This is a genomic window from Oscillospiraceae bacterium MB08-C2-2 (genome assembly GCA_035621215.1).
Classification (GTDB): Bacteria; Bacillota; Clostridia; order Oscillospirales; family Ruminococcaceae; genus WRAV01.
Genome location: CP141729.1, coordinates 2,861,273 through 2,882,807, shown reverse-complemented (window position 1 = coordinate 2,882,807; position 21,535 = coordinate 2,861,273). Strand labels below are relative to the sequence as shown.

Annotated in this window: 25 protein-coding genes; 9 read left to right on the top strand and 16 right to left on the bottom strand. The window is 49.1% G+C overall.

Annotated features, from left to right (window positions below; translation table 11 throughout):
- Positions 1–9: 9 nt before the first annotated feature.
- The 3 genes from aguB (at position 10) to U6B65_12945 (ending at position 3,446) form a co-directional block, all read left to right on the top strand.
- A complete protein-coding gene (aguB, locus tag U6B65_12955; protein WRS27224.1) occupies positions 10–885 on the top strand; it encodes an N-carbamoylputrescine amidase in 876 nt (291 codons plus the stop codon).
- A gap of 61 nt (positions 886–946) precedes the next feature.
- A complete protein-coding gene (locus U6B65_12950) occupies positions 947–2,029 on the top strand; it encodes a spermidine/putrescine ABC transporter substrate-binding protein (protein WRS27223.1) in 1,083 nt (360 codons plus the stop codon).
- A 34-nt stretch (positions 2,030–2,063) separates the two neighbouring features.
- A complete protein-coding gene (locus U6B65_12945; protein ID WRS27222.1) occupies positions 2,064–3,446 on the top strand; it encodes an amidohydrolase family protein in 1,383 nt (460 codons plus the stop codon).
- 70 nt (positions 3,447–3,516) lie between these two features.
- On the opposite strand, the gene U6B65_12940 is transcribed toward U6B65_12945, so the two are convergent.
- Positions 3,517–4,242 (bottom strand): DUF554 domain-containing protein, encoded by a 726-nt coding sequence (locus tag U6B65_12940; GenBank protein WRS27221.1) that lies wholly within the window; start codon positions 4,240–4,242, stop codon positions 3,517–3,519.
- A 163-nt stretch (positions 4,243–4,405) separates the two neighbouring features.
- Positions 4,406–4,960, bottom strand: a complete 555-nt coding sequence (locus tag U6B65_12935; GenBank protein WRS27220.1) for a DUF6709 family protein — start codon at positions 4,958–4,960, stop codon at positions 4,406–4,408.
- Positions 4,961–5,550: 590 nt separating this feature from the next.
- On the opposite strand from U6B65_12935, the gene U6B65_12930 reads away from it, so the two are divergent.
- A complete protein-coding gene (locus tag U6B65_12930) occupies positions 5,551–6,615 on the top strand; it encodes an NADH:flavin oxidoreductase (protein WRS27219.1) in 1,065 nt (354 codons plus the stop codon).
- The gene (locus tag U6B65_12925) at positions 6,599–6,823 is read left to right on the top strand and encodes a hypothetical protein (protein WRS27218.1); all 225 of its coding nucleotides are present in this window, start codon (positions 6,599–6,601) and stop codon (positions 6,821–6,823) included. Before U6B65_12930 ends, U6B65_12925 begins: the two co-directional genes overlap by 17 nt.
- Positions 6,824–7,300: 477 nt before the next feature.
- Here U6B65_12925 and U6B65_12920 read toward each other — a convergent pair whose 3' ends face one another.
- The 14 genes from U6B65_12920 to U6B65_12855 form a co-directional block, all read right to left on the bottom strand.
- Complete coding sequence (locus U6B65_12920; protein WRS27217.1) at positions 7,301–7,462, bottom strand: hypothetical protein; 162 nt, start codon at positions 7,460–7,462, stop codon at positions 7,301–7,303.
- Positions 7,459–9,645, bottom strand: a complete 2,187-nt coding sequence (locus U6B65_12915; protein ID WRS27216.1) for a DUF6273 domain-containing protein — start codon at positions 9,643–9,645, stop codon at positions 7,459–7,461. The genes U6B65_12920 and U6B65_12915 overlap by 4 nt, the downstream gene beginning before the upstream one ends.
- A gap of 13 nt (positions 9,646–9,658) precedes the next feature.
- Positions 9,659–10,360 carry a hypothetical protein gene (locus U6B65_12910; GenBank protein ID WRS27215.1) on the bottom strand — a complete coding sequence of 234 codons (702 nt, stop codon included), beginning with the start codon at positions 10,358–10,360 and terminating at the stop codon, positions 9,659–9,661.
- Positions 10,361–10,391: 31 nt separating this feature from the next.
- The gene (locus U6B65_12905) at positions 10,392–10,958 is read right to left on the bottom strand and encodes a putative phage tail protein (protein ID WRS27214.1); all 567 of its coding nucleotides are present in this window, start codon (positions 10,956–10,958) and stop codon (positions 10,392–10,394) included.
- Complete coding sequence (locus tag U6B65_12900) at positions 10,949–12,007, bottom strand: baseplate J/gp47 family protein (protein WRS27213.1); 1,059 nt, start codon at positions 12,005–12,007, stop codon at positions 10,949–10,951. The genes U6B65_12905 and U6B65_12900 overlap by 10 nt, the downstream gene beginning before the upstream one ends.
- Complete coding sequence (locus tag U6B65_12895; GenBank protein ID WRS27212.1) at positions 12,000–12,419, bottom strand: DUF2634 domain-containing protein; 420 nt, start codon at positions 12,417–12,419, stop codon at positions 12,000–12,002. The genes U6B65_12900 and U6B65_12895 overlap by 8 nt, the downstream gene beginning before the upstream one ends.
- Positions 12,419–12,781 carry a DUF2577 family protein gene (locus tag U6B65_12890; protein WRS27211.1) on the bottom strand — a complete coding sequence of 121 codons (363 nt, stop codon included), beginning with the start codon at positions 12,779–12,781 and terminating at the stop codon, positions 12,419–12,421. The genes U6B65_12895 and U6B65_12890 overlap by 1 nt, the downstream gene beginning before the upstream one ends.
- Before the next feature lie 15 nt (positions 12,782–12,796).
- On the bottom strand, positions 12,797–13,897 hold the full coding sequence (locus U6B65_12885; protein WRS27210.1) for a hypothetical protein: 1,101 nt from the start codon (positions 13,895–13,897) through the stop codon (positions 12,797–12,799).
- Between the two features lie 13 nt (positions 13,898–13,910).
- On the bottom strand, positions 13,911–14,543 hold the full coding sequence (locus U6B65_12880; protein WRS27209.1) for a LysM domain-containing protein: 633 nt from the start codon (positions 14,541–14,543) through the stop codon (positions 13,911–13,913).
- 13 nt (positions 14,544–14,556) lie between these two features.
- Entirely contained in the window at positions 14,557–16,626 is a 2,070-nt protein-coding gene (locus tag U6B65_12875) for a tape measure protein (protein WRS27208.1), read from the bottom strand.
- Positions 16,627–16,786: 160 nt separating this feature from the next.
- Positions 16,787–17,161, bottom strand: coding sequence for a hypothetical protein (locus U6B65_12870; GenBank protein WRS27207.1), 375 nt, complete (start codon positions 17,159–17,161; stop codon positions 16,787–16,789).
- A complete protein-coding gene (locus tag U6B65_12865; protein ID WRS27206.1) occupies positions 17,158–17,592 on the bottom strand; it encodes a phage tail tube protein in 435 nt (144 codons plus the stop codon). The genes U6B65_12870 and U6B65_12865 overlap by 4 nt, the downstream gene beginning before the upstream one ends.
- Before the next feature lie 28 nt (positions 17,593–17,620).
- Positions 17,621–18,688: a phage tail sheath C-terminal domain-containing protein gene (locus U6B65_12860; protein WRS27205.1), complete on the bottom strand. Its 1,068-nt coding sequence runs from the start codon at positions 18,686–18,688 to the stop codon at positions 17,621–17,623.
- Between the two features lie 5 nt (positions 18,689–18,693).
- The gene (locus tag U6B65_12855) at positions 18,694–19,164 is read right to left on the bottom strand and encodes a hypothetical protein (GenBank protein ID WRS27204.1); all 471 of its coding nucleotides are present in this window, start codon (positions 19,162–19,164) and stop codon (positions 18,694–18,696) included.
- A gap of 666 nt (positions 19,165–19,830) precedes the next feature.
- Between U6B65_12855 and U6B65_12850 the strand changes: the two genes are divergently transcribed.
- From U6B65_12850 to U6B65_12835, 4 genes are all read left to right on the top strand, one after another.
- Positions 19,831–20,022, top strand: coding sequence for a hypothetical protein (locus U6B65_12850; protein WRS27203.1), 192 nt, complete (start codon positions 19,831–19,833; stop codon positions 20,020–20,022).
- A 180-nt stretch (positions 20,023–20,202) separates the two neighbouring features.
- Positions 20,203–20,526 (top strand): hypothetical protein, encoded by a 324-nt coding sequence (locus U6B65_12845; protein WRS28956.1) that lies wholly within the window; start codon positions 20,203–20,205, stop codon positions 20,524–20,526.
- 69 nt (positions 20,527–20,595) lie between these two features.
- The gene (locus tag U6B65_12840) at positions 20,596–20,829 is read left to right on the top strand and encodes a hypothetical protein (protein WRS27202.1); all 234 of its coding nucleotides are present in this window, start codon (positions 20,596–20,598) and stop codon (positions 20,827–20,829) included.
- A 261-nt stretch (positions 20,830–21,090) separates the two neighbouring features.
- Positions 21,091–21,471 (top strand): helix-turn-helix domain-containing protein, encoded by a 381-nt coding sequence (locus tag U6B65_12835; protein WRS27201.1) that lies wholly within the window; start codon positions 21,091–21,093, stop codon positions 21,469–21,471.
- The last annotated feature ends 64 nt before the right edge of the window (positions 21,472–21,535 follow it).

Below are 21,535 nucleotides of genomic sequence, written 5' to 3'. Positions count from 1 at the left end.
AGAAAGAGTATGCGCAAAATTGTAGTGGCTGTCACCCAGATGAAACATAAAGGTGAGCCGGAGGAAAACTGCCGGGCAGCGGAAGCGCTGATTGCCCAGGCTGCCGAAAAAGGCGCCAATGTCATATTGCTGCAAGAGCTGTTCGCAGGCCCTTATTTTTGCCAGAAGCAGCAGCCCAAATATTTTTCGCTGGCCGAAGAGGCAGAGCAAGGCAAGCTTCTGCGCCGCTTTTCTCACACAGCCCGTCAATACGGGGTGGTTTTGCCCATCAGCTTTTTCGAGAGGCGGGGCAATGCTTTTTTCAACTCCATGGGGATGCTGGATGCGGACGGCTCCCTGCTGGGAATTTACCGCAAATCCCACATTCCCGATGGCCCGGGCTACCGGGAAAAATATTACTTTTCCCCCGGCGATACCGGTTTTAAAATTTGGGATACTGCCTATGGCAAAATTGGGGTGGGTATCTGCTGGGATCAGTGGTTCCCCGAGGCGGCCCGCTCCATGGCACTGCAAGGGGCGGAATTGCTCCTGTATCCCACCGCCATCGGTTCCGAGCCCCAAGACCCAGAGCTGGATTCCATGCCCCACTGGATGACCTGCATGCAGGGTCATGCAGCCGCCAATCTGGTTCCGGTGGCGGCCTCCAACCGCATCGGCACCGAAACACAGGAGGATGGCAGCCTGACCTTTTACGGCTCCTCCTTTATCGCCGATGAGCATGGTCAGATTCAAGCGCAGGCCGACCGAAGCACCGAATCGGTGCTGACTGCCTCTTTTGATCTGGATGAAATCGCCCAGACAAGGCAGGCTTGGGGTGTATTCCGTGACCGCAGGCCCGATCTTTACCGCCATCTGCTGACCTTGGATGGAGAACCCGTTACCTGACCTACCTGCCCCCGGCAGAATGGGTAAAATACAAATTCCAAAGATTTGGAGGAGAATCCCCATGAAAAAACTGACTTCTGTTCTTTTAGCTCTTGCTTTACTGCTGCTGGCAGGCTGCGGCAGCGCCACACCCGCTTCTTCCGCAGGCACCGGCACTTCCAGTGCGGCCTCCGGTAAAAAGCAGGAAATCAACCTGTTCATCTGGACTGAATACATGCCTCAAGAGGTTCTGGATAACTTTGAAGCGGAAACCGGCATCCATGTGAATATGAAAACCTTTTCTTCCCTTGCGGATATGTACGCCATGGTGAAAAGCGCCGCCCCCGGCACCTACGATGTCATTGACGTAGCGGGTTTTTATGCTAAGACCATGGCCGATGAAGGTTTGATTTCCAAGCTGGATCAAGCCCAAATCCCCAACATGTCCAACCTCTTTGAGGCATATATGAAACGCACAGAAGACCCCGGCAATGTATATACCATCCCTTATCAGGGAGCGGGCACCTTCATTTGCGTAAACCCTGCCCTGTATTCCAAGCCTATTAGCTCCTACGAGGATTTATTTGACCCCGCGCTTGCCAATTCCATGGTGGTGATCAACGATTTCCGGGCGATCATCGGCACCATTAACCTGATGCTTGGCTTTGATTTCAGCGAAACAGACCCAGCCAAGCTGGAGCAGACCAAAGAAAAGCTGCTTTCGCTCAAGCCCAACATTAAACTGCTGGACAGTGATTCCCCCAAGAGCGCCATGCTCAGCGGCGAAACCAGCGTGGGACTGATCTATAACGGCGAAATTGCCATTGCCCACGAAGAAAACCCTGAAATCCAGATCATCTATCCCGCAGAAGGCCAGTATTTCGGCTTTGATTCTCTTGCCATTACCGAGGCCAGCCAAAATAAAGAAGCCGCTCACAAGTTCCTCAACTATGTATTGGATGCCCAGACCAGCAAGATCATTTCTGAAAACTTCCCCTACCTGAATCCCAACCAAGCGGCTCTGGAGCTGATGGATGAGGAATACAAAAACAACGGCACCAAAAATATCCCCCCCGAGGTCATTGCCAAGGGTTACAGCCCCGAGGATTTGGACGCCGCCACATTGGATATCTACAACGATATCTGGACTGAATTCACCAAGTAATCCTCAACCAAAAACCTCAAAAGAAGGTGCTTTCATGTATGATCTTGCCATCTTAAACGGTATTCTCATTGACCCCGAGGCAGGCAGACTGATTCCCGCAAACCTTTATTGCCGGGATGGGAAAATTGCCGAAATCAGCCGGGAGGTTCATGAGGCCACCCAAACGCTGGATGCGAAGGGAGATTACATTTCCCCTGGCTTCATTGACATTCATGCTCATATTGAAGGCAGCGCCTATCCCGGCTCCCTGCTGGCTCTGCAAGGGGTGACCACTGTCATCAACGGCAACTGCGGACTGGGGCTGGCGGATTTGCCTAGCTTCTTTGAGGAGCAAAACCGGAAGGGGTTTATCCTCAACCAGCTGGAGCTTTCCGGAGCCTCCACCCTGCGGGAACGGGCAGGCCTGCAAGACCGATATGCCCCCCTCTCACCCGCCCAGTTAGAGCAGGCCTGCGGCATGCTGCGGGAAGATTTGGAGGCAGGTGCCGCCGGGCTTTCCTTCGGGCTGGAATACATGCCCGGCAGTTCCCGGGAAGAGGTTCTGGCCTTGAGCCGGGTTGCCGCCCGCTATGGCAAGCCGGTCACCATCCACACCCGCACCGATTGCTTCACCGGGTTGGCCGCCTTACAGGAGGCCATTGATATCAGCCGGTTCACCGGAGCCGGGGTTCAAATTTCCCATGTGGTTTATCAATACGGTTTTGGCATGATGAAGCTTGCCCTTGCCATGATTGACGATGCGGTTAAATCCGGGCTGGATATTTCCTGCGACAGCGGCATGTATACCAGCTTTGCCACCGCCATCGGCTCCGCTGTATTTGATGAGGGCTGTCTGGAAAAATGGCGGTGCGGCTACGATGCCATTCTGGCCGCAACAGGGAAATACGCCGGGCAGCGGCTCAATCGGGATACCTTTGAGGAACTGCGGCGTGAAACCCCCAGCGAAACGGCTATCGCCTTAATTGGCAATCCCCACGAGATTCTCATGGCCTTTGATCTGCCCTATATGATGATTTCCAGCGACTGCGGTGTTAACAAAGAGCCGGACCCCAGCTATGGCCACCCACAGGATGCAGGGACTTTCCCCCGGTTTATCCGTCAGCTGGTTAGAAAAACCGGCCGTCTGACCTTAGCCGATGCGGTTGCCCGAGCCACCATCCTGCCCGCCAAGCGGATGGATTTGGATGTCAAAGGACGCATTACCCCCGGCAGTGACGCTGATCTGGTGATTTTTAGTCTGGATGAGCTGACAGATCGTTCCCAGTTCCCCCACCTTGGTAGCCCCGCCGCACCGCCAGAGGGCATTCGAGCGGTTGCCATTGCCGGAAAGATCACGGTAGAAAATGGTGTGATATCCGGTGAAAACCCCGGCAAAGCGGTTCTATCCCCCAATCGAATCTGGCATTACACAGCCTAAAACCAAACACCCCGGGTCTCTCACCGAACAAACTTCGGCGGAAAACCCGGGGTGAATCGTGTCTGAAATACTATTCAAGCCAAGGAATCAGCGCCCATAAAACAGCAAAAACAATGGACGGCAGTAAATTGGCCACTTTAATTTTTTTGCCGAAGGTCAGATTGATTCCAACGCAAAAGATCAGAATAGAGCCCACAAGAGATAGATTTGAAAGCGCCTGCACAGTCATAATAGGCAGCATCAATCTCGCCAGAACCGTGACAGACCCTTGAAACAGCACAACCGGAATTACAGAAAAGATGCACCCCTTGCCATAGGATGCGGTCATAACCAGAATGATCACAGCATCAAGGATTGCTTTGGTCAGCAGAATGGAATAATCCCCCGAAATGCCATCCTTGATGGCACCGATCACAGCCATTGCACCCACACATACAGTGAGCGATCCCAAAACAAAACCATCAACAAATTGGGTATCCTTTTTATTGTTGGTTTTTTTCTTGAGCCATTCCCCAAACTGAACGGTACGTCGTTCAATATCAATGAGCTCACCCGTTAAAGCACCCGCCACCATGGAAACAATCATCATAAAGGTTCCCTGTGTGGAAATCTGATCGCCGGTTATGACGAAAACCTCTTTCAGAACACCTGCGATGCTGATAAATAGTATGCAAATCCCCATAGCACTCATTAAGGTATCTTGAAAGCGCTTGGTTAATCCTTTTCCAACAAGCAGCCCCGCAACGCCGCCTATCAAAATGCCGGCAGCATTTATCGCTGTCCCCAACCCTATCATTTACAAATCTCCTGTTTTGGCACAGAATGTTCTGTAGACCAAATTCTATTTTGTTCGCCGCTATTATCTGAAAGTTACCCGGTGATGGCAAACATAGTGATATCTTAGCCGCTCTGGCCTCAATAGTCAAGGGATATGTCATATAGAATGGGCACTGATAGCCTTACCTTTTGCCATCTGCACTTTTTACCATTTGATGAAACTGCTTTGCATGCATCGTTTTCAGTTCGTCAGAATAACCGTAAAGCAAGTGGGGGCGCTGCTCCTGTAAATTTATTTTCAAAAATTCCAGAGCATCCTCTATGATTTGCGGCCCAAAGGAGTTGCTGTTTAATGTTGTATAGACCATTTTATCCCGCAGAACAATGCAGAGTGAGGAAAAAGCATCACTACGCAGGTCATTCTCCCAAGTAGCCCGCCGCCCATAGGCCCAAACGATATCACGGATAGGCAGAGCCATGATATAACCGGGCAATAGATACACCACTGCATCCTGTGTAATCAAAAGAGGGCCAATATGCTTTGCGGTAAGGGCCTGTTCGTTAATTCGATCTAGTTCTGTTCCATTGAAGCGCTTCCATATTTTCTTTTGGCGTATCTCTGTAATCCGGATTGAAACAAAGAAAGGCAGCAAGCATAAAGCCGCTATAATGATATGATACACCAGCGCTCCCGGCACGGTAAAACCCAATACAATGAACCAAACTCCAAGCAGCAATGGAACCGCCCTAGTCGCATGCAGCAGAATCCAAGCTATTTTTTCATGCCGCCCTCCATATAACTTTTGCGCTGCTTTTAAGTTATATGTTTTCATATTGATCTCCCCAATTTCTCCAATGTTGAGCTGTCTTAAAAGGTTTTGAGCCATGATTTGGCTGACCCATATCGCTCTGCAAATAATCCACCAGATTCTGTGGTAAATTTCACAATATAATATAATTCAGCCTCAGCGTTTTCACAGCATTCAGCTGAAATTTCTTTCTAATTGTAGCGCATATGGATTATATTGTCCATAGAAACTCAAAAGTTTTCGCATTCGTTTTATGTGTATATGAAAAATTTTGTTTGCGCCGGCCTTGTTCCGCCTGAAATATGCACTAACCCGGCAAGAGAAAGACTATATGCTTGCAGCAACATAATGTGTGCACCCAGGCATATTGCTCCAAGCATATAGGCGGTGCTTCCTTTGCGGCGGATGCCACCAGACACACATACCGGGTCCCTGCAAAAAGTGCTGTTTGCAAAGTGCGAATTTGCCTCATACGTGTTATACTGTGTTTATAAAAATATTCAGAAAGGATCTTCACAATGAGCCACCTTTTCCAACCGCTGACCCTTCGCAACCTTACGTTGCGCAATCGCATCGCCATTCCGGCCATGGTGGTGCAGCACTGGTCGGATGATTCCGGCTGTGTTACCGAGAAGAACATTGCTCATTACAGAGAAATGGCAAAAGGGGGCGCTGGGCTGATCATTCAGGAGGCCACTTGCATAAGCCCCGATGGCCGCCTTGCGGATACGCAGCTGGGTATCTGGGATGATAACCAAATCCCCGGGCTCCGCCAAATCACCGAGGCTGTTCATGAATTCAACACGCCCATTATTATACAGATTCACCATGCGGGAATCTTTGGCTTTGCGGATGAAACCCTTTGCCCCAGCGATATTGTCTGCACCGTTCGAGAGCAGGAAAAGCGAGCCCGCGCTCTCACTGAAGATGAACTGCACCAGATTCAGGATGCTTTTGTTGCGGCGGCTGAGCGTGCTGTTGCCGCAGGGTATGACGGCATAGAGCTCCATGCCTGCCACAGCTATTTGATTTCTCAGTTTTATAACACCTTGGTGAACAAGCGCACCGATGCTTACGGCAAACAGCCCTCTTTGTTTATACTGGAAATCTTCCGGGAGATTCGCCGCCGGGTTCCGGAAGATTTTGTGATTGGAGTGCGCCTTGGTGCCTTCGAACCCACCTTGGAAGAGAGCATCGCCCATGGGGCTGAATTAGCCGAAAACAGCATCGACTTTTTGGATATTTCCTATGGATTTGAACAGCGCTCCCAGCCCACCAAGCCCGAAGATTATCCCTTTAGCGACCGCATTTATGCCGCACAGAAGATCAAAGAAAAGGTTTCGATTCCCGTTTTTGCGGTTGGTGAAATAGCATCGGCACAGCAGGCAGAAGAAATCTTGGAAAAAACCAAGGTTGACATGGTGGATATCGGCAGAGGCACGCTGGTAAACCCCCATTGGGCAAACGACGCAAAGGCTGGCCGTGATGTGGGAACCTGCCTTTACTGCAAAATTTGTATGTGGAGAGTAAAAGCCGAAAATTGCCCGGGACGAAAGAAGTTTCAGCATGCAAATGGACATTAAAACAACGTTTGCACATCATCATGATATAGATATCCGGACAGCTCTTGTCGGTACTGTGGAGAACCACTCTCTTGGTCTCGATAAAAAGCAGTATCGCCAGTCACTGATGCTGTGCATCGAAAAAAACCAGGCTATTTGCGCAAAGTTGCATGGAAAAACAGTCGGCATACTGCTGTTTTCCACTCATGATGGAGTTCTTGCTTTTTAGCCGTACATCCTGATTTTAGAAAGCATGGCATAGCATTTAATCTGATAAACACAATGGTTTCAGCTCTCCCATCGGGCAGCGATATCTGGGTAACTACCTATCGTGAAAATGATCCCATGGGTAAGGCCGCTCGTGCACTGTATTTACGATGCGGCTTTGTTCCGGGTGAGTTGATAACAGAAATGGATTATCCCTGCCAAAAATTTGTTCTGCATAGATAAACGCAGATTTGAGTATGACAAGAAGCATAGTTTTGAAAAAAACGTTGATGCAAGCTACATTGCAGGCGTGGCACTGAATATCAACGGCGGAACTTACTTTGCCTAGATCAACCTCTTAAAAGTAAAGAGAAGTGTTATAACCAAAAAGGCTCCCGCATCTGTGAATGGATGCGGGAGCCTTTTGATTTGTTTTATGCTGGCAGATGGTAACTATTATTTGTTCGCAGCAATTAAGACTTTACGTCATGGGCAATTCCTATGATTTACGCAGCTTTGATTTTTCCCGCTTGGTTTTCAATATTTCTTTTTCCTCGGATGCCGTTATATATTGCTTTTCTTTTGCTTTTTTAAGCGTATCTTTGTCTGCACGGGCTGTCATATACATATTCATCCAAAAACTATAGGCTAAGCTTTTCATTGGGCAGCGCCTCCCAGCATAATGGCCATAACTGCGTTTTCAGCGGCAGTTAGCCGATCCTCACCCGAAGCATATCGAATATACATGGCCTCAAATTTCACTGGTTCAGAGGCCTCAGAACCCGGCCGAATGCTTACCCGATAGCCTATACCGCTTCCGTTGGCCACTTGTGCATTGTTAAACAAATGCACCGTTTTGCCAAGCTTGGAGGTTATATCTTCCCACGCCGGTGCATCATCAAAAGGATTGTTGCAAGCCTCAGCGTGCAATACAGTGCCTTCTGGCTGGTTGGGTGGAAAAACAGAAAACAGAGCCCGTGTTACCAATTGTTCAGTTGGGGTAGTTCGGGACACCGCAACCCTGTTAACATTCCGGGCAAAGGTAATGGTACGGACAGCTGTTCCCCCTGCCCCATCGCTTACGGTAATGCGCAGTGTATGCGGGCCTTTTGCCAGGCGAATCCACACTTTGGTAAAATTCACCGTATTGGTTTCACCTGCTACGGCCTCGTATTCTCTAATAGTGATGTCTCCTATTTTTTCGCTTACCTTCAGGGTCTGCCACGCATCGGCATCTGTAACGATATATGTATACTCGGGCGGGTTATCAAAGCTGCCCAGATCCTCATCACTACCGCTGATTACAGGCGGAGTATTATAATCAATGGCTAGCGCCTCACCGGTGGTATAGGCCGATTCGCCGCCTTGATCATCCGCCGCCTTGACCCGGGCCTGATAGATCTCGCCGCTGGTGGGTACTGTATCGGTAAAGGTGGTAGCTGAGGTGGCGCCGATCTGGGTGTACGCTCCACTGTCAACCAGGCGTTCCCAAATATAGGTGATGGGGTTGCCATCCACATCGGTGGAGGTGGCGCAAGTTAGGGTGATTGCCTTACCGGCTTGAGGCGCAGAATAGCTGATATTGGCCGGTGCAGTAGGTGGGGTGTTGTTGATTACTGTAACAGCGGAGCCAGCCCTGTATCCACTTTCCAGCCCCCCGGCATCGTATGCTTTGACCCGGTATGCCACGGTGATCCAGCCTTTGGTAATTGCCTGTACACTGGTTAAAGCACTGCCCTCATATACCTGAGACCAAGCACCGTTATTAACACTGCGCTCCAAGCGATAACCGGAAAGATTTCCGTCCTCATCACTGGAAGCAGCCCAACTGACCGTAATAGAAGTACCGCCTTTGATGGTGGAGGGGACCGTAATACTGGCGGGCACTGTCGGGGCAGTGTTGTTGATCACGGTCACCGCTGAGCTGGCCCTATAGCCGCTTTCCTCACCAATGGAATCATAGGCCTTCACTCGGAAAGCTACTGTATTCCAGCCTTTTGTAATAGCCTGTGAACTGGACAAAGCTGTGCCTTGATACACCTGCGACCATGTGCCGCCATTGACACTGCGTTCAAGACGATAGCCAGACAGGTTACCATCCGCATCACTGGCGACGCCCCAGCTGACCGTAATGCTAGTGCCGCCCTTAATGGTGGATGGCAATGATATGCTGCTGGGTGTGGTGGGGGCAATGTTAGTGGCAAGAGTACCATCGTCAGCAATCCAAACAGACGATGGTACAATTAGGGCGGGGCGAATTCCCTCAGCGTAGGAAGCAAATCTCCAGCCGTAAGCAACACCATCTGCACGGACTTTCATTGGGGACTTCTCACCGGTAGTGTTTGTGGCAGGAGTACGAATCCACCAATCTGAGGCGTTGCCATTGTAGTAGGCTATGCGTGTGTTATTGCCTTGGAAAAAGGCCAGATTTGTACCCTCTTTAGCGAATCCTTCACTGCCACCAAAGGTTTCGCCCACCTCATAAAGAGACAGCAGGAAAGCCTTACATGGAAGCCCATTGGCACCATCACGGACATAAGTCCCATAACCACCATGCCGATAGGGGATTTTTACCTGCTTTACACTGTTCTTAACATCAAGAGTGTTAAGAAATACACTATTCAGATAGTTATGAATAGTGCTCGTGGAATAATTGTCTACAGCGGTATCGTTAAACTGCCTGATCTCAAGGATGTCTTTACGAAGCAACCACGCCCCACTGCAGGAACCATCGTACGCCCCAGATGGTAACCCTTGGTGGACTATGATGTAATCCGCTAATGCTCCGTTTTCCCGTAGTTTTACGATGTTGCCTACAGCTTTAGTACTTATTACTACCGCCACATCTCATTCCTCCTCAATATTCCAATCGGCCCCTCACCTGATTCCAGACACCCTCTGGCAATCCTGCCCCATCATAACCCCGCCATTGGTCAATCTGCTCCGAGGTTATATAATGGCTGATTTCCTCGCCGGAAAAACCGGTATTGAGTGCCAATTCGATAGTCGAGAGCCTTTCATCCTGCCGGCGCTGGGTCTGCTCTGTGGTGCTGCCGGTGCTTTCTGTAATATCCGAGGCCGCATGACCATGGAGCACAGGAGCGGCATAGGCCCTCATTTCAGATGCAGTTATATATGCTCCTGCTCCCACCGACACCACAATGGTGTCGGCCTCCTGGGCTGTCACCAGCACAATAAGATCATGCAGGTGGATTGTGTCTGCCTCTGCCGGATCAGCCGATGGCGGCAGCACGTTATCACTATCATCGCCGACCAACCAGGAATAAGCAAACAGAACTTCCTGATTGTTTTCGTCCTTTGCAAATAGGCCCAATTCACGAATAAAAACAGTTTCTTCTAAGCCTTGATTGGTGATCTGCACCGGTATTTTTATGGCGGGAGAGCTGCCTTTAATATACTCCTTGTTATGCAGGTTGGCCTCCACCAGCAGCGGTGAAACCAGCATCACCATTCTGGAGGGATCGGTGGCAGGCACCCCCTCGCCGCATTGTGCCCGTACCAGAGTGAGCATCTGACCCAATTGCAAAGACCGTGTCAACAGTTGGGCTCCTTTTTCAGTAATTGTGGATTTATACTGTGCCAATATTCTGCCCCCTTTGCAGCATGTGCTTGTGAATACAAATGGTGCGGGATACCGCCAAAAGAGCAGCTTTTGCCGGTGAATGTTCCTGCGCCAACTGCGTTTGCATCTTTATTTCTACAGCCAAATGCGCCGGCTTAATTTCATCCAGCGCATCAACAATGCTCTGGATACTGGGCTTTTTTAAGGTTTGATTGACTATGAACAGGCGAATCGCATACTGGTCAAACTGCTCGCTGGCTTCTACCCTTCCGCCGGGTACAAAGCTTTGTGTTACACTCTGCATAACGGATAATGTGGTTGTGCCTTGGCCTCGGCGCTTAGCCCTCCATACAGCTAGCCTTTGATCGGCCGATTTACCTGAATTGGCAGGCAATCCAAAGGCTTTTTCATAGAAGGCCATGCCCCATGTGGCGGTAGCTGGCCGAAGCTGTAAAAAAAGTTCCTGCTGCTGGCGCTGCAGTTTGTCGAGAGGCTTTTGCAGCGCACGCTGCAAAGCCTCTACATGAGGCTCCCTGTTATAAACATGGGGAACCAAATAATCCATCAGCTCCATCTTAAGGATACCTCCCCCAGTTTCAGCGATTCTTCCCCTGTCAATGAAATGTTTCCAGATTCGCCGTTCAACCTTAGGTCGCTATAATCCAGCACTCCCGGAATGGCTACCAGCAGGCTGCCAACATAATTGTTAACAATCTCTCCCACCTGTAGCGAAAGGCCTGCCAAATAAGCTGTTACAGCGTCTTGAAACTGCCGGGTAATTGCCTGTGTATCCACTTCTGCGTATGCTTTAACAGACATCTCAACTGTAATTTCCTTGGGAACAGAGGATACAACGGTTACCAGCGCCCCAACAGGGCGCAACCTTTCGATGTGATCGGTACATTTTTGGATGATAGCCTGCTCAACAGGCTGCCCATCGGGTGCCGCAACCAATATCTTTACTGTTCCCGGGCCTTCCCATAAAGGATAGGCTTTGGCCATTCCAACGCCATCCACAGCTGTAGCCCATTCTTCATAATCATATTTATTGCCACTGGTGCGGGGCTTTTTACGAGCAAGATCGATGCGTACAAAAAGCTCCTTATCCGTTTCTGCATTGGTTCCACCCTGTGCAGGCTCTGGATTGGCAACGGCGATAATGGAGGCTGAGTTGCTGAACTGATTGCAAATCGCACCAGACTCTACATTGTATCCGCTTCCGATTTCAGCTGCTTCTGCCTCTACCGTAACCACTGCCGTTTCTGGGATCACCGCATCTTCTGTGGTATAAAAATACTGGTTGCTGTCTGTCAAGAAGGTAGTGCCAGCTGTAATGATATGATTGGCGCTTCCCTGAATTTCCAGAATTGCTTTTGCCTTAGTACCCAATTTTCGGGGTTCTAGCCCCAAATCCTCGGCCGCCATATCCAGATAGGGGCCGCTGGTTTCGTCCACCCACGCCATAGGCTTCACTGCATTTAAGGCTCCATACATCTTGTGAAGTGCCGAGGCCATAGGCCCCAGCATATCGTCGGCAAAGCTGCCCTCCCGGGTATCCCAATCCCCCGAAATGCCTTCCAACATTTCAGCTTTAATGGCTTCCGGTGTTTGGTTTTCATACATTTATTGTCACCTCCCCATAGATTGTGGTAACCCTCACATGAATGGTTAAACGGGCCTTTGCGAACTCCACCGTTATATCATTGATACCGGCTATGTAGGGGTTGATCTCCAGCGCCTCTCGGATGTAACGGTTTGCCTCAGCCAGCTTGGTTTCCTTGGTGAAATTCTGGCCCATGAGGCTTTCCAGCTCGTTGCCAAAAGACCAGCTGTATATATCATAAACGGTTCGGGGGGTGACAAGGGCTTTCCATATCCAGACCTTGACAGCCTCTTTCCCAGTGACAAATACCGGGCTGCCATCCTGAAAAACAGGCCGACCGTTTACAAAATCCCATGCTGCCTCTTTATAGAGCGGCAATTCTTTCACCGAAGCCGCAGACCTTGGCTGAATAATAGGGAAAAGCTCTGCCATCAGGCATTCACCACCTTACATAAGATTATAAACTGCTGCCCATCATCGCTTGGCAGCAGGATCACCTGATCACCGGGTTCCAGCATACCGCTCCAATGGGCAGTGCCTGCCAACTCCCCGGATACGGATTCTCCGCCAAGGGTGCTGGAAGCATTGCTGATGCTAATAGCCCTGCTGCCGCCCAATAGCGAGGGATTAATCCGCAAATCCGCCCCAGAAAGGAGATGTCCACCCAACCTCACCAACAAAGGGCTGATACTGGCTATAACGCCCAACCGCCAGCTGCTGGTTTTGCGTTCATCGCTATCGGTTCGAATAACACCCAACAGAGTGCTGTATGGGTTATCCTGTATATCATACATAAAAAGCCTCCTACACTACTGTCGTCTATGTTCTTTAATAGGACTCTTACCCTTATTGGGTCCGGTAATGTTGGCATCATCCCAGTTAACATCATCTGTGGATTTTACCCCACTGGTTTTATTGCCATTGGCATTTGGCAGACTGCCTGCTTCTTTTCTATCCATCATGGCTTTAAAATTCAGCACCAGCTTGTTATAATACTGGCCCCGTTTCCATTCATGTTGATCAGAATCAATGTAAAACAATCCATAAAGGCCGGTATAGGGCTCTTCCACCACCACGGTACCGCCAGCAACATTGGCCACATTACCCAGACAATCCACTGTAATCTTTTGGCTGATACCACCTTCATCCAGCAGGCGCTGGGCTTCAGCCGCCTTGTTGTCAGCGCCGCTTTGCTTAATGAGCTCCTGCAGCCTGCCATAAAGCTTGATTTCTTCCGCTTTTTGAATCTCCCGCACAAAAGAGCCGTTGGCATCATAGATTTTCACCTGATTGACCATGTTTTCGATGCTCTCGGTGGTGGAAGCCCCGATCAGATTGGAGCGGCCCTTGATAACCAGCGTGCGGTTATCCGGCTTTTTTTCGGTGATATACAGCGCAGCACCACGAAACCCAATGTGATAGCTTTTGCCTGTGGTGTTGGCAGCCAGAGTATAAGCAGTCAGCATAATATCATAAACGCTTTCATTTCCACCCAGAAAATTGCGGGAAATCTGCATATTAACCGGCTCAATATATCCCAGCTTAAAGCCAAATTCCTCTGCCAGTTCCCGGATAATCCCCTCCGGCCGGGCAGCAGTATATTTTTTCATGACCTTGTTGCGCTTGAGATAAAAGGCACGGTCAAAGCAGGAAATATTAATCTGGCTGTTTTCGGTGTTTTTGGTACGGCTGATGATAAACCCATCAAATAACGCCTCTCCGCCCTCTATAAGCTGTACCCCGGCACCCAGAGGGCATTCTACTGTGGGAATGGTGTGATCAGAGGCGGAGCAGAGGAGAGTAAAATCCAATGTACGGGCAGCCTGCTTATAATCCCCTGACCAGCTGACAGCGGGAATCAGCTGCGTGGCATTTACAGTACCATTTTGAGTGGTAATATGTATTTCCATAACAGCTTGCCTCCTATTGCAGTGGTTGGGGGATTTTCAGGGTTTTGCCCGCAAAGATCAGGTGAGGATTGGAAATACCATTAGCCTGCGCCAGCTTGTTGTAGCTGGCTGGGGAAGCATCCCCATAATACTTGCGGCAAATAGCCGAAAGGGTATCACCTGACTGGATGGTATAGCTGCTTTCCCCCGGATTAGGCTGATGAGCCGCGCGTTCCAGTGTCGCTGCCGGTGTGGCGGATATTTGAACCGCTTCCAATGGACGGTGCTCCCGCATAGTGATGTCTGCGTACACATCGTTGGTGCCATCCTGCTCACCCCAATTTATGGACTGTACCATAACCGGCAGGTTTACATTGGCCCCACCTATAATAAACCGTACCACCTCACCCGCCTCAATCCACTCTTCAAACTGGCTCACATACCGGGAAGCACCGGAGCCCTCTGCAAAGGAATAATCCATCTCAGGGAACAGGCAGCTTATTTGGATGGTAGCCAGCGATCCTTTGCCCGCCAGTATGGCATCTCCCAGCTCATGGATATTGACCACTTCAATGTTAATGCCCTTTTCCACCCGAAAGCTGGCAGGAGTTACCGGCAGAATCAGTTCCTCAGAGCCTTTCCGAAAAATAAAACTACGTTTTGCCACTGGTATTCCCCCTTTAGCTTATTTGTTGGGCTCTGTGCAGTTCGGCGGCAAGCTGTCGGGCAACTTTATATACATCGGCTTCCTCCCGAACCACCATTTCCCCCACTGTAACCTGAACAGGCTGTCTGCCGCCTCGGCTCTGCCGGGCTTCGCTGACTGTCAAAACCTGTTCCCCCTCGTGAAGCCGGGCACGGTATCCATCATAGGGGACATACGGCATGCCATATGCAAGGTTTTCATCATAGGCGAATTGATGTATATACGCCCCAGAATCATTTATATCATTCAACTCAATATCTAAGGCATTTTCTCTCCATAGTGCCAACCTATTCTCTCGCATACCTGCGGCCATGCCTTTGGAAAGTGCCTCACCCAGGATTTTACCGGCATTCCAATAGGTTTCATTCTCAACCAGCATACTTGTAACATCATTAATAAGCTGGGTCTGCGCTTTTAATTCCAACTGTGCGCCCTCGCTGCGGTTGTATTCTGCCCGGGCTAATATCTCCGCACGAGCCAGTATCTTGCCCATCTCAGCACCGTTTCCCTCAATGGCGGCTTGATCGTATTGGTTTCGCAGGTCTTGCAGCTCCTGAAGGCCTTCTTCGCTGTATTGATCGCTAATTTCTGGGGATAGCTCCCCACCCATAACAGCTATTAAGGTTTGGTTGTCATATTTTTTTTTGAGCCCTTCCAATTCAGCGTCCCATTGCCCCTTAAAATACTCTGCTTCGGCCAATTTCACCGCCGCATCCGAATCATAAAAAGCCAGCTCTTCATTCTGACTGGCCTCCATACCATCAGCATATCCAGAGCCGCGAGCTTCCTTTATATTGTTTTCCTTGCTGGCTATCATGGATTCTCGCCCTGCGAAGGTTTGGGCCATCATAGTGCCGCTGTCCTGGAACCTGGTATCTCCGGCCATACCCTCCGAGGCGATACGAGCCATAGCAGCACCGCTGATTTTGCCATCCGTTATCTGCTGCACTACCCTTTCCGGATCAATTTTGCCTGCCTTCGATAAGTACTCAACAATGGGAATACCTTGACCCGTGAGAGCATTAATATCCTCCATGCTAATGGCTGAAAGCTGGCTTATTTGAGCTATGCTGCTTGCCACCTGACCCATATCCGCAGCGCTGGCGCCTATCGAAGCACCCATATTGCTGATATTCTGCAGCATTTTTAGTGTTTCTTCGGTTCCATAACCCTGCCCAAACAGATTTTGAGCCACATCCGCCAATTCTGTGTAATTATAAGGGCTTTCGGTCTCCATTTGCCGGAGTTCATTTGAAAAATTCTCTGCTTCTTCTTTGCTTCCGAGTCTATTGGAAAGGTACAGCTCGTATTGTTCCCGTTCCGAATATATGGCAAGGCCATCCTGAGAAAACGCAGCATCTTTTTTCGCTACCCTATCCAGTTCCGAGTCTCGATAGCTTTTAAAGGCTTCATCGTCCTTTTGGAAGGACTGGGTAGCCGCTGAAATTCCCCCGGAAGCCAACCCAACACCGGCTCCGATGGCAATGCCAATTGGACTTCCGGTTTGAGCTCCCATCACAGCCCCCGATATAGTGCTGTCAATAACAGTAGAAAAAGCATTGCCAGCTGTATCGCCAAAGGCAGAGTCAACGCCAACTTTTAGAGCCTCTAAAGCAGATGTACCCAACATTTTAGCCGAACCGATTTTTAGAGCCTTGATTGACTCGTCTGACATACCCGTCCGGTTCCCTGCACGGCTGGCAGCATCGCTAAGATTTTGCAGATCTTTTTGGGCCTCCCGGGCATTCACGCTGACCAAATTTAGATTCTGATGGGCATTGGCTAGATTCATTTCTATAATGCTTTTTGCCATTAATGCCGCCGCAGAGCCTGTCTCTTGGAATTCCCTCTCGGCCTGCTGTAGCTCACTATGCATGGTTTCCATATCCATCTTGATGGATACTTTGGTTCTGTTGAGTTGATTCAGCCACTGCACGGTGCCTTCCAGGTCTTTATTGAATGCCTTGTTGGCATTCTTTATCGTGGTGAGAGTTCTGACATAATCATCCCAACCGTTAATATCAATACCGTACTCTCTGGCCATGATACCCTCCTTTCCTACAATTCGCTCCGGCGCTCCATTTCATAAGCAAAAAAGCCTTTCAGAATGGTTTTATCCCCTTCCGGCAGACGGTAATAATCCCCGGGTAAAATGTGATGTTCACGTAGGAGCCAGAACATCACAGTTACCTCGGGATCCTTACTTATTTTTTTTTAATTTCTTCAATGGTGGTGGTGCGGTAACCACTAAGGCGCTCAATGGCCCGGGAGATATCCTCCACCTCGCCGGGGAGGAAAAGCTTTTTCACAAGCTCCGCCGGGGTTTCTGCCGCATATTTGGCCAGAAGCTCCGAGCTTTTCAAGGGCGGATCCACCACTCCTGAAAGCACCACATGAACACTGGTTTCTTCCATCCTCTGCAACTCCCCGACCCGGTTATAGGGGATTTCTTTGAGCGTCAGGATTACATCCTCGCCGCAAAGCTGCGAAAGGCGTTTGTGCCTATATTGCTTGGTCTGAGGCTGTGGAATTTCCGACTGCAGCAAAAGATCCAGCACATTGCTTTTCTTTTCCATCATGCACTTACCATATCAAGAAATTTATAGCCACGGAATGTAAAAGGACATTCCACTTTGCCGATTACAGCTGCTTCCCAATCGGCTAGAGTGAGATCATCGAAGCTGACATCCTGAATGGCCACACGCTCAGCCCCATAAGAATCGGGATCATTAAGTTTAGAAATAATGGTGCCCCGGGGGTCCTTACCGGAAAGAAGGGCATCACCCAGCTTCTGCGCCATGCGGGAGTTGACCTTATAAAGCCCCATGGAGCCTTTGCCGGAAACATTCTTCACCTTGCTGTCTGTCCAGATTACCCCACACATAGAGATATCCTCTTTGTTCAGGGTTACCTTGGCCTGAAATTTATAGACCTCCGCAACAAGCTCCCCATCGTACCACAGTTCCCCATAGGTGCCGGACATTACGCGGCTGGCTTTATCCATTGCCATATTGTTTTCCTCCTTCAAATAATGTTTGTTAAATGGACACGGCGATGGTGATATCCTCAATGGCATCAAGAATTTTGACAGTCATGCGGATAAACACCTCACTGCCGGTGTTGGCTTCCTTGATTTCTTGCTCCGACATTTCGGAGGTATCGTTACCCTTGGATTTTAAGTAATTTTCCTGAGCGGCCACATCAATCTCAACCACGCTGGCGCCCTTTTGCAGAATGCCGGATACCTCAAGCCCTTCCAAATAACCCTGAATGGCGGTAACCAGCAGGCACTTGTTGTCGTAGCTGTTGGCATATTTGCCAATATAGCTGTTCTGGGCAGTCATACGGATATCGTTTTGAAGCATATCCATAACCTCAAGGATTTTGATCTTCCGATAGGCTTCCCCCTTATCCTGAGTGGTGGTAGTCAGAGAGTTAACCGCCCGGCCGGTCAGAACCTCCTTGCCGTTGTGGAAAAGGATCAGCTTGCCGTCATCCACAGCAGTGTCCATCTGCTCCTTGGTTAGTCGGGTCACATTGGTAACCTCCGAAAGAGGCGCATAAGTAGCCGACATAGCCATAGGTGTGCCTGCAATCAGCCCAGCCATACGGGCGCAATACTCAGCTGTGGTAAAGGTTTTGGCTCCGGTCGTGATATCGGCGGTAGCAAAGTTGATAACCCCTTCGGTATCGGCGGCCAAATTAGGCAATACCGCCTTAGCAGTGTGCTTTTCAGACCGGCGGGATTTCACCCAAGAGGCAATGGTCTCCACCTCCTCAGCGGTAAATTCCGGTGCACCCACCAAATAATCAAACTGCTGGGTTGCGAAATACTCCAGCGCTTTTGCCAGATCGTTCCCCTCGGCACCGATTACATAAAGAATCACTTTACGGGGCGGCAAACTATATCCCATAAAGGCAAGGCTAACCTGTTCTTTATTGGCGGCGCTCAGTGCGGGAACCTGGGTTACGTTGGTCAGAATATGTTCCCCTTGAAGGGCTGGGGCAGCTTCCGATAGAATCATGGCGACAGTACCTTTCTCAGACCTCTTGATTGCTGTAGCACCAAGGGTTTTAAAGGTGATGGTAATATTAGGCATTGGCATGTTTATCATCCTTTCAATTGGGTTTTAGTTTCTATACTTTCCATCAGAGGGGTGGTATCCAGCGTTTCATCTCGGGCATCCAAAAAGACCACCTGAAGATTCACAAAAGCGTTTCCCTCCTCCCGATCACCGATGCCTGCCTGAACCTTAGGCGCCCGGGGCTTTTTGCTGCCATCCGGCACAAAGATATGCCCCTTGCGGAACAAGCCCAACAGCTTATCCTGAAGGCTCAGAACGCCGCCCATCGGGGTATAGGAATCATCATATGGGGAATCAAATATAGTCAGTTTGAAATTTGCAGTCACCTCCACCAGCCCGCAGTTACTTGGAAGCATGCTGGATGTAACGGCCTGAATCAAAAGGCATGGCCGATTAAAAACTTCGGGCATATATTCGATATACACCCCCTCGAACTCAGGGATTTGTTCAACTATCAACGTGTGAAGAGCACCAACAATGTCTACACAGGTAATCATTCCCTTCTCCCTTCTCTTGCGGCGTATGGGCCGAGCTGCCCGCAAAACTGCCATCATACACCAACGCGATCAGCCTTGTTTTGCAGCCCGGCCAAAGTATTTGTGAGATTGTATTCTTCTTTACTGTTTCATCCCTCCATATCGCTGTTTCTCCACACCCGGCAAGGGTATAGGATACTTGGTATGTTGTATCTTGAATCGGTTCCAGGCCTCCCGGCACCGATCTGCCAGCTTTCGGGGTGCTGTTTATGTAAAATTCAAAAGGTTCTGTGCAAACAAAAAGCCGTTATCTTGAACACAATGACAGCATCATGTTCAAGACAACGGCTCAGGCTCAAAGGCTCAGGCGCTTTTATATGTAATGTTTAATATACGGCTGCATTTTTTACACTTAAAGGAAAGATGCCCTATATTGGTGCAGCCATCTTCCGGGAATAACCCTTTGCCGCAATGTTCACATACCAGCCAATAGCACTGGTCCCTGTTATTGTATTGGCGAACAACATCCTGCATACATATTTCAGGCATGGCAAATCATCCTTTCTTTTTCGCTGCGGCAACAGCCAATCATATACCTGCATCTTCCAAACAGTTCAACCAATCTTTTAATATGTGCTTTCCCCTTTTGCGCAGTGTTTGCATACTCTGGTAAATGGGGGTGTTATGATGCCTTGCCCGGAAGAAGTTGCTGTAATAGTTGCCACCACTGCTATTGCCATATCCAAGAATCTATCCGCCACCGATACTGCTTTGCTGGCCGCCGTGTTCGGGCAGCTCAGCAACACCTTGGTTACACTTTCTACCATGAAGGCCCGATGCGAAATTGTTACCCCGCCCTTTCCCGATATTTATCCTTAATGGCAGTGAAATAATTGTATACTGACAGCATTTGTTCAATATACATATAGTAGATCATGCTGCAAAAGGGAGAGTGGGCAGGTGCACCGTCGTTTATTCAAAAACTGTTTTCTGTTTGCCATAGGTGGCGGAGCATTTTATCTGTTTGAGGTGCTTTCTCGTGGGTATTCTCATTTTCTTATGTGGGTTGTAGGCGGCCTGTGCTTCCTGTTTATTGGGCAAATCAATGAACGTGAGCTGACACAAAATCTGCCCTTGTTATTGCAGATGGCAATTGGTGCAATAGGTATAACCTTGATAGAACTAATAGCCGGGCTTATTCTGAATATCTGGCTTAAAATGCACATCTGGAATTACAGCAATCTGCCCGGAAATCTATGGGGGCAGATTTGCCCGCAGTATACATTCATATGGTTTCTGCTGTCAGGCATAGCCATCCTGTTGGATGATTATATAAGGCACTGGTTCTTTGGCAAAGAAAAGCCGAAATACAAACTGCTTTAGAAACCGTTTCGCACTCCTCCTCCGCTAATGGCATACCCTGTATTATACATTATATTGGAGGTGGTTATTATGATGAGTATGCAGGCCACTGTGCTTCAGGTTCAAGAAGGCCAATTACTCGTGTTCAATCAGGCTATGTCGCAAAAGGTAGTCGTACATACAGCCGATGCCGGGCGTTTCCGCATTGGTGATTCTGTGTGTATTCGTTATAGTGGAATTATGGCTATGAGTATCCCTCCGCAAATTACAGCCATCAACATATCAAAGATGTCCGGCTTTGGATATGGCAACAGACTCTGCTAGGCAACTCCATTTCAAATGCTCACGGCCGTATCCCGCCCCCTCTTTTGAGGAGGCTTTTTTATTCACCAAGAAACCGCTCCACTTTCTTTTTTCACACGCCTTCTTTGCCGCCCAGTATCTTATTGGGATACTTATAGTATAGCACGATTAAAGTTTCCTGTCAATAAACTTTTAGGAATTTATTGACAAAAGTTTCATTTTGAGATATTTTAGTTGTGTTTCCTATTAGGATACGCTAAACTGTTTTTGGAGGTATTGCTTATGGAGCGAATAAAATGGTTAAGAAAGAAAAAGAACTTAACGGGTGAAGAATTGGGGAAGCTTGTTGGCGTTCAAAAATCCGCAATATCCAAATATGAACGTGGCGAGATACAGCCCAGTCACGACGTGCTGGATCAAATCGCTTCTCATCTAAATACCTCTACAGATTATTTGATGGGGCGAACCAGCGATCCGACCCCCCCGGATGCAAAACAGGAAAAGCCTTTATCGCTGGAAGAGCTAGAAGCCCTTTATATGCAAAAACTAATCGATAATAGGGTTCTAATGCCGGGCGAAGAGCTCACTGCCGAAACCCGCAAACGGTTGGAGGAATCCATCCGTCTGGCGATAAAAATTGCCATTGAGAGCCAAAAGGGTTAATACTATTTTTTGTAAAGCATAGCGTTGTATCAACTGTATTTCCATTCAAGACCACAAACCTAAA

Bases quoted from the DNA above. Each gene is read 5' to 3' on its own strand.
- aguB (WRS27224.1), top strand. From the start codon at position 10: ATGCGCAAAATTGTAGTGGCTGTCACCCAGATGAAACATAAAGGTGAG.
- U6B65_12950 (WRS27223.1), top strand. From the start codon at position 947: ATGAAAAAACTGACTTCTGTTCTTTTAGCTCTTGCTTTACTGCTGCTG.
- U6B65_12945 (WRS27222.1), top strand. From the start codon at position 2,064: ATGTATGATCTTGCCATCTTAAACGGTATTCTCATTGACCCCGAGGCA.
- U6B65_12940 (WRS27221.1), bottom strand. From the start codon at position 4,242: ATGATAGGGTTGGGGACAGCGATAAATGCTGCCGGCATTTTGATAGGC.
- U6B65_12930 (WRS27219.1), top strand. From the start codon at position 5,551: ATGAGCCACCTTTTCCAACCGCTGACCCTTCGCAACCTTACGTTGCGC.
- U6B65_12925 (WRS27218.1), top strand. From the start codon at position 6,599: ATGCAAATGGACATTAAAACAACGTTTGCACATCATCATGATATAGAT.
- U6B65_12920 (WRS27217.1), bottom strand. From the start codon at position 7,462: ATGAAAAGCTTAGCCTATAGTTTTTGGATGAATATGTATATGACAGCC.
- U6B65_12905 (WRS27214.1), bottom strand. From the start codon at position 10,958: ATGGAGCTGATGGATTATTTGGTTCCCCATGTTTATAACAGGGAGCCT.
- U6B65_12900 (WRS27213.1), bottom strand. From the start codon at position 12,007: ATGTATGAAAACCAAACACCGGAAGCCATTAAAGCTGAAATGTTGGAA.
- U6B65_12895 (WRS27212.1), bottom strand. From the start codon at position 12,419: ATGGCAGAGCTTTTCCCTATTATTCAGCCAAGGTCTGCGGCTTCGGTG.
- U6B65_12890 (WRS27211.1), bottom strand. From the start codon at position 12,781: ATGTATGATATACAGGATAACCCATACAGCACTCTGTTGGGTGTTATT.
- U6B65_12885 (WRS27210.1), bottom strand. From the start codon at position 13,897: ATGGAAATACATATTACCACTCAAAATGGTACTGTAAATGCCACGCAG.
- U6B65_12875 (WRS27208.1), bottom strand. From the start codon at position 16,626: ATGGCCAGAGAGTACGGTATTGATATTAACGGTTGGGATGATTATGTC.
- U6B65_12870 (WRS27207.1), bottom strand. From the start codon at position 17,161: ATGATGGAAAAGAAAAGCAATGTGCTGGATCTTTTGCTGCAGTCGGAA.
- U6B65_12865 (WRS27206.1), bottom strand. From the start codon at position 17,592: ATGGCAATGGATAAAGCCAGCCGCGTAATGTCCGGCACCTATGGGGAA.
- U6B65_12860 (WRS27205.1), bottom strand. From the start codon at position 18,688: ATGCCAATGCCTAATATTACCATCACCTTTAAAACCCTTGGTGCTACA.
- U6B65_12855 (WRS27204.1), bottom strand. From the start codon at position 19,164: ATGATTACCTGTGTAGACATTGTTGGTGCTCTTCACACGTTGATAGTT.
- U6B65_12850 (WRS27203.1), top strand. From the start codon at position 19,831: ATGCCTTGCCCGGAAGAAGTTGCTGTAATAGTTGCCACCACTGCTATT.
- U6B65_12845 (WRS28956.1), top strand. From the start codon at position 20,203: ATGTGGGTTGTAGGCGGCCTGTGCTTCCTGTTTATTGGGCAAATCAAT.
- U6B65_12840 (WRS27202.1), top strand. From the start codon at position 20,596: ATGATGAGTATGCAGGCCACTGTGCTTCAGGTTCAAGAAGGCCAATTA.
- U6B65_12835 (WRS27201.1), top strand. From the start codon at position 21,091: ATGGAGCGAATAAAATGGTTAAGAAAGAAAAAGAACTTAACGGGTGAA.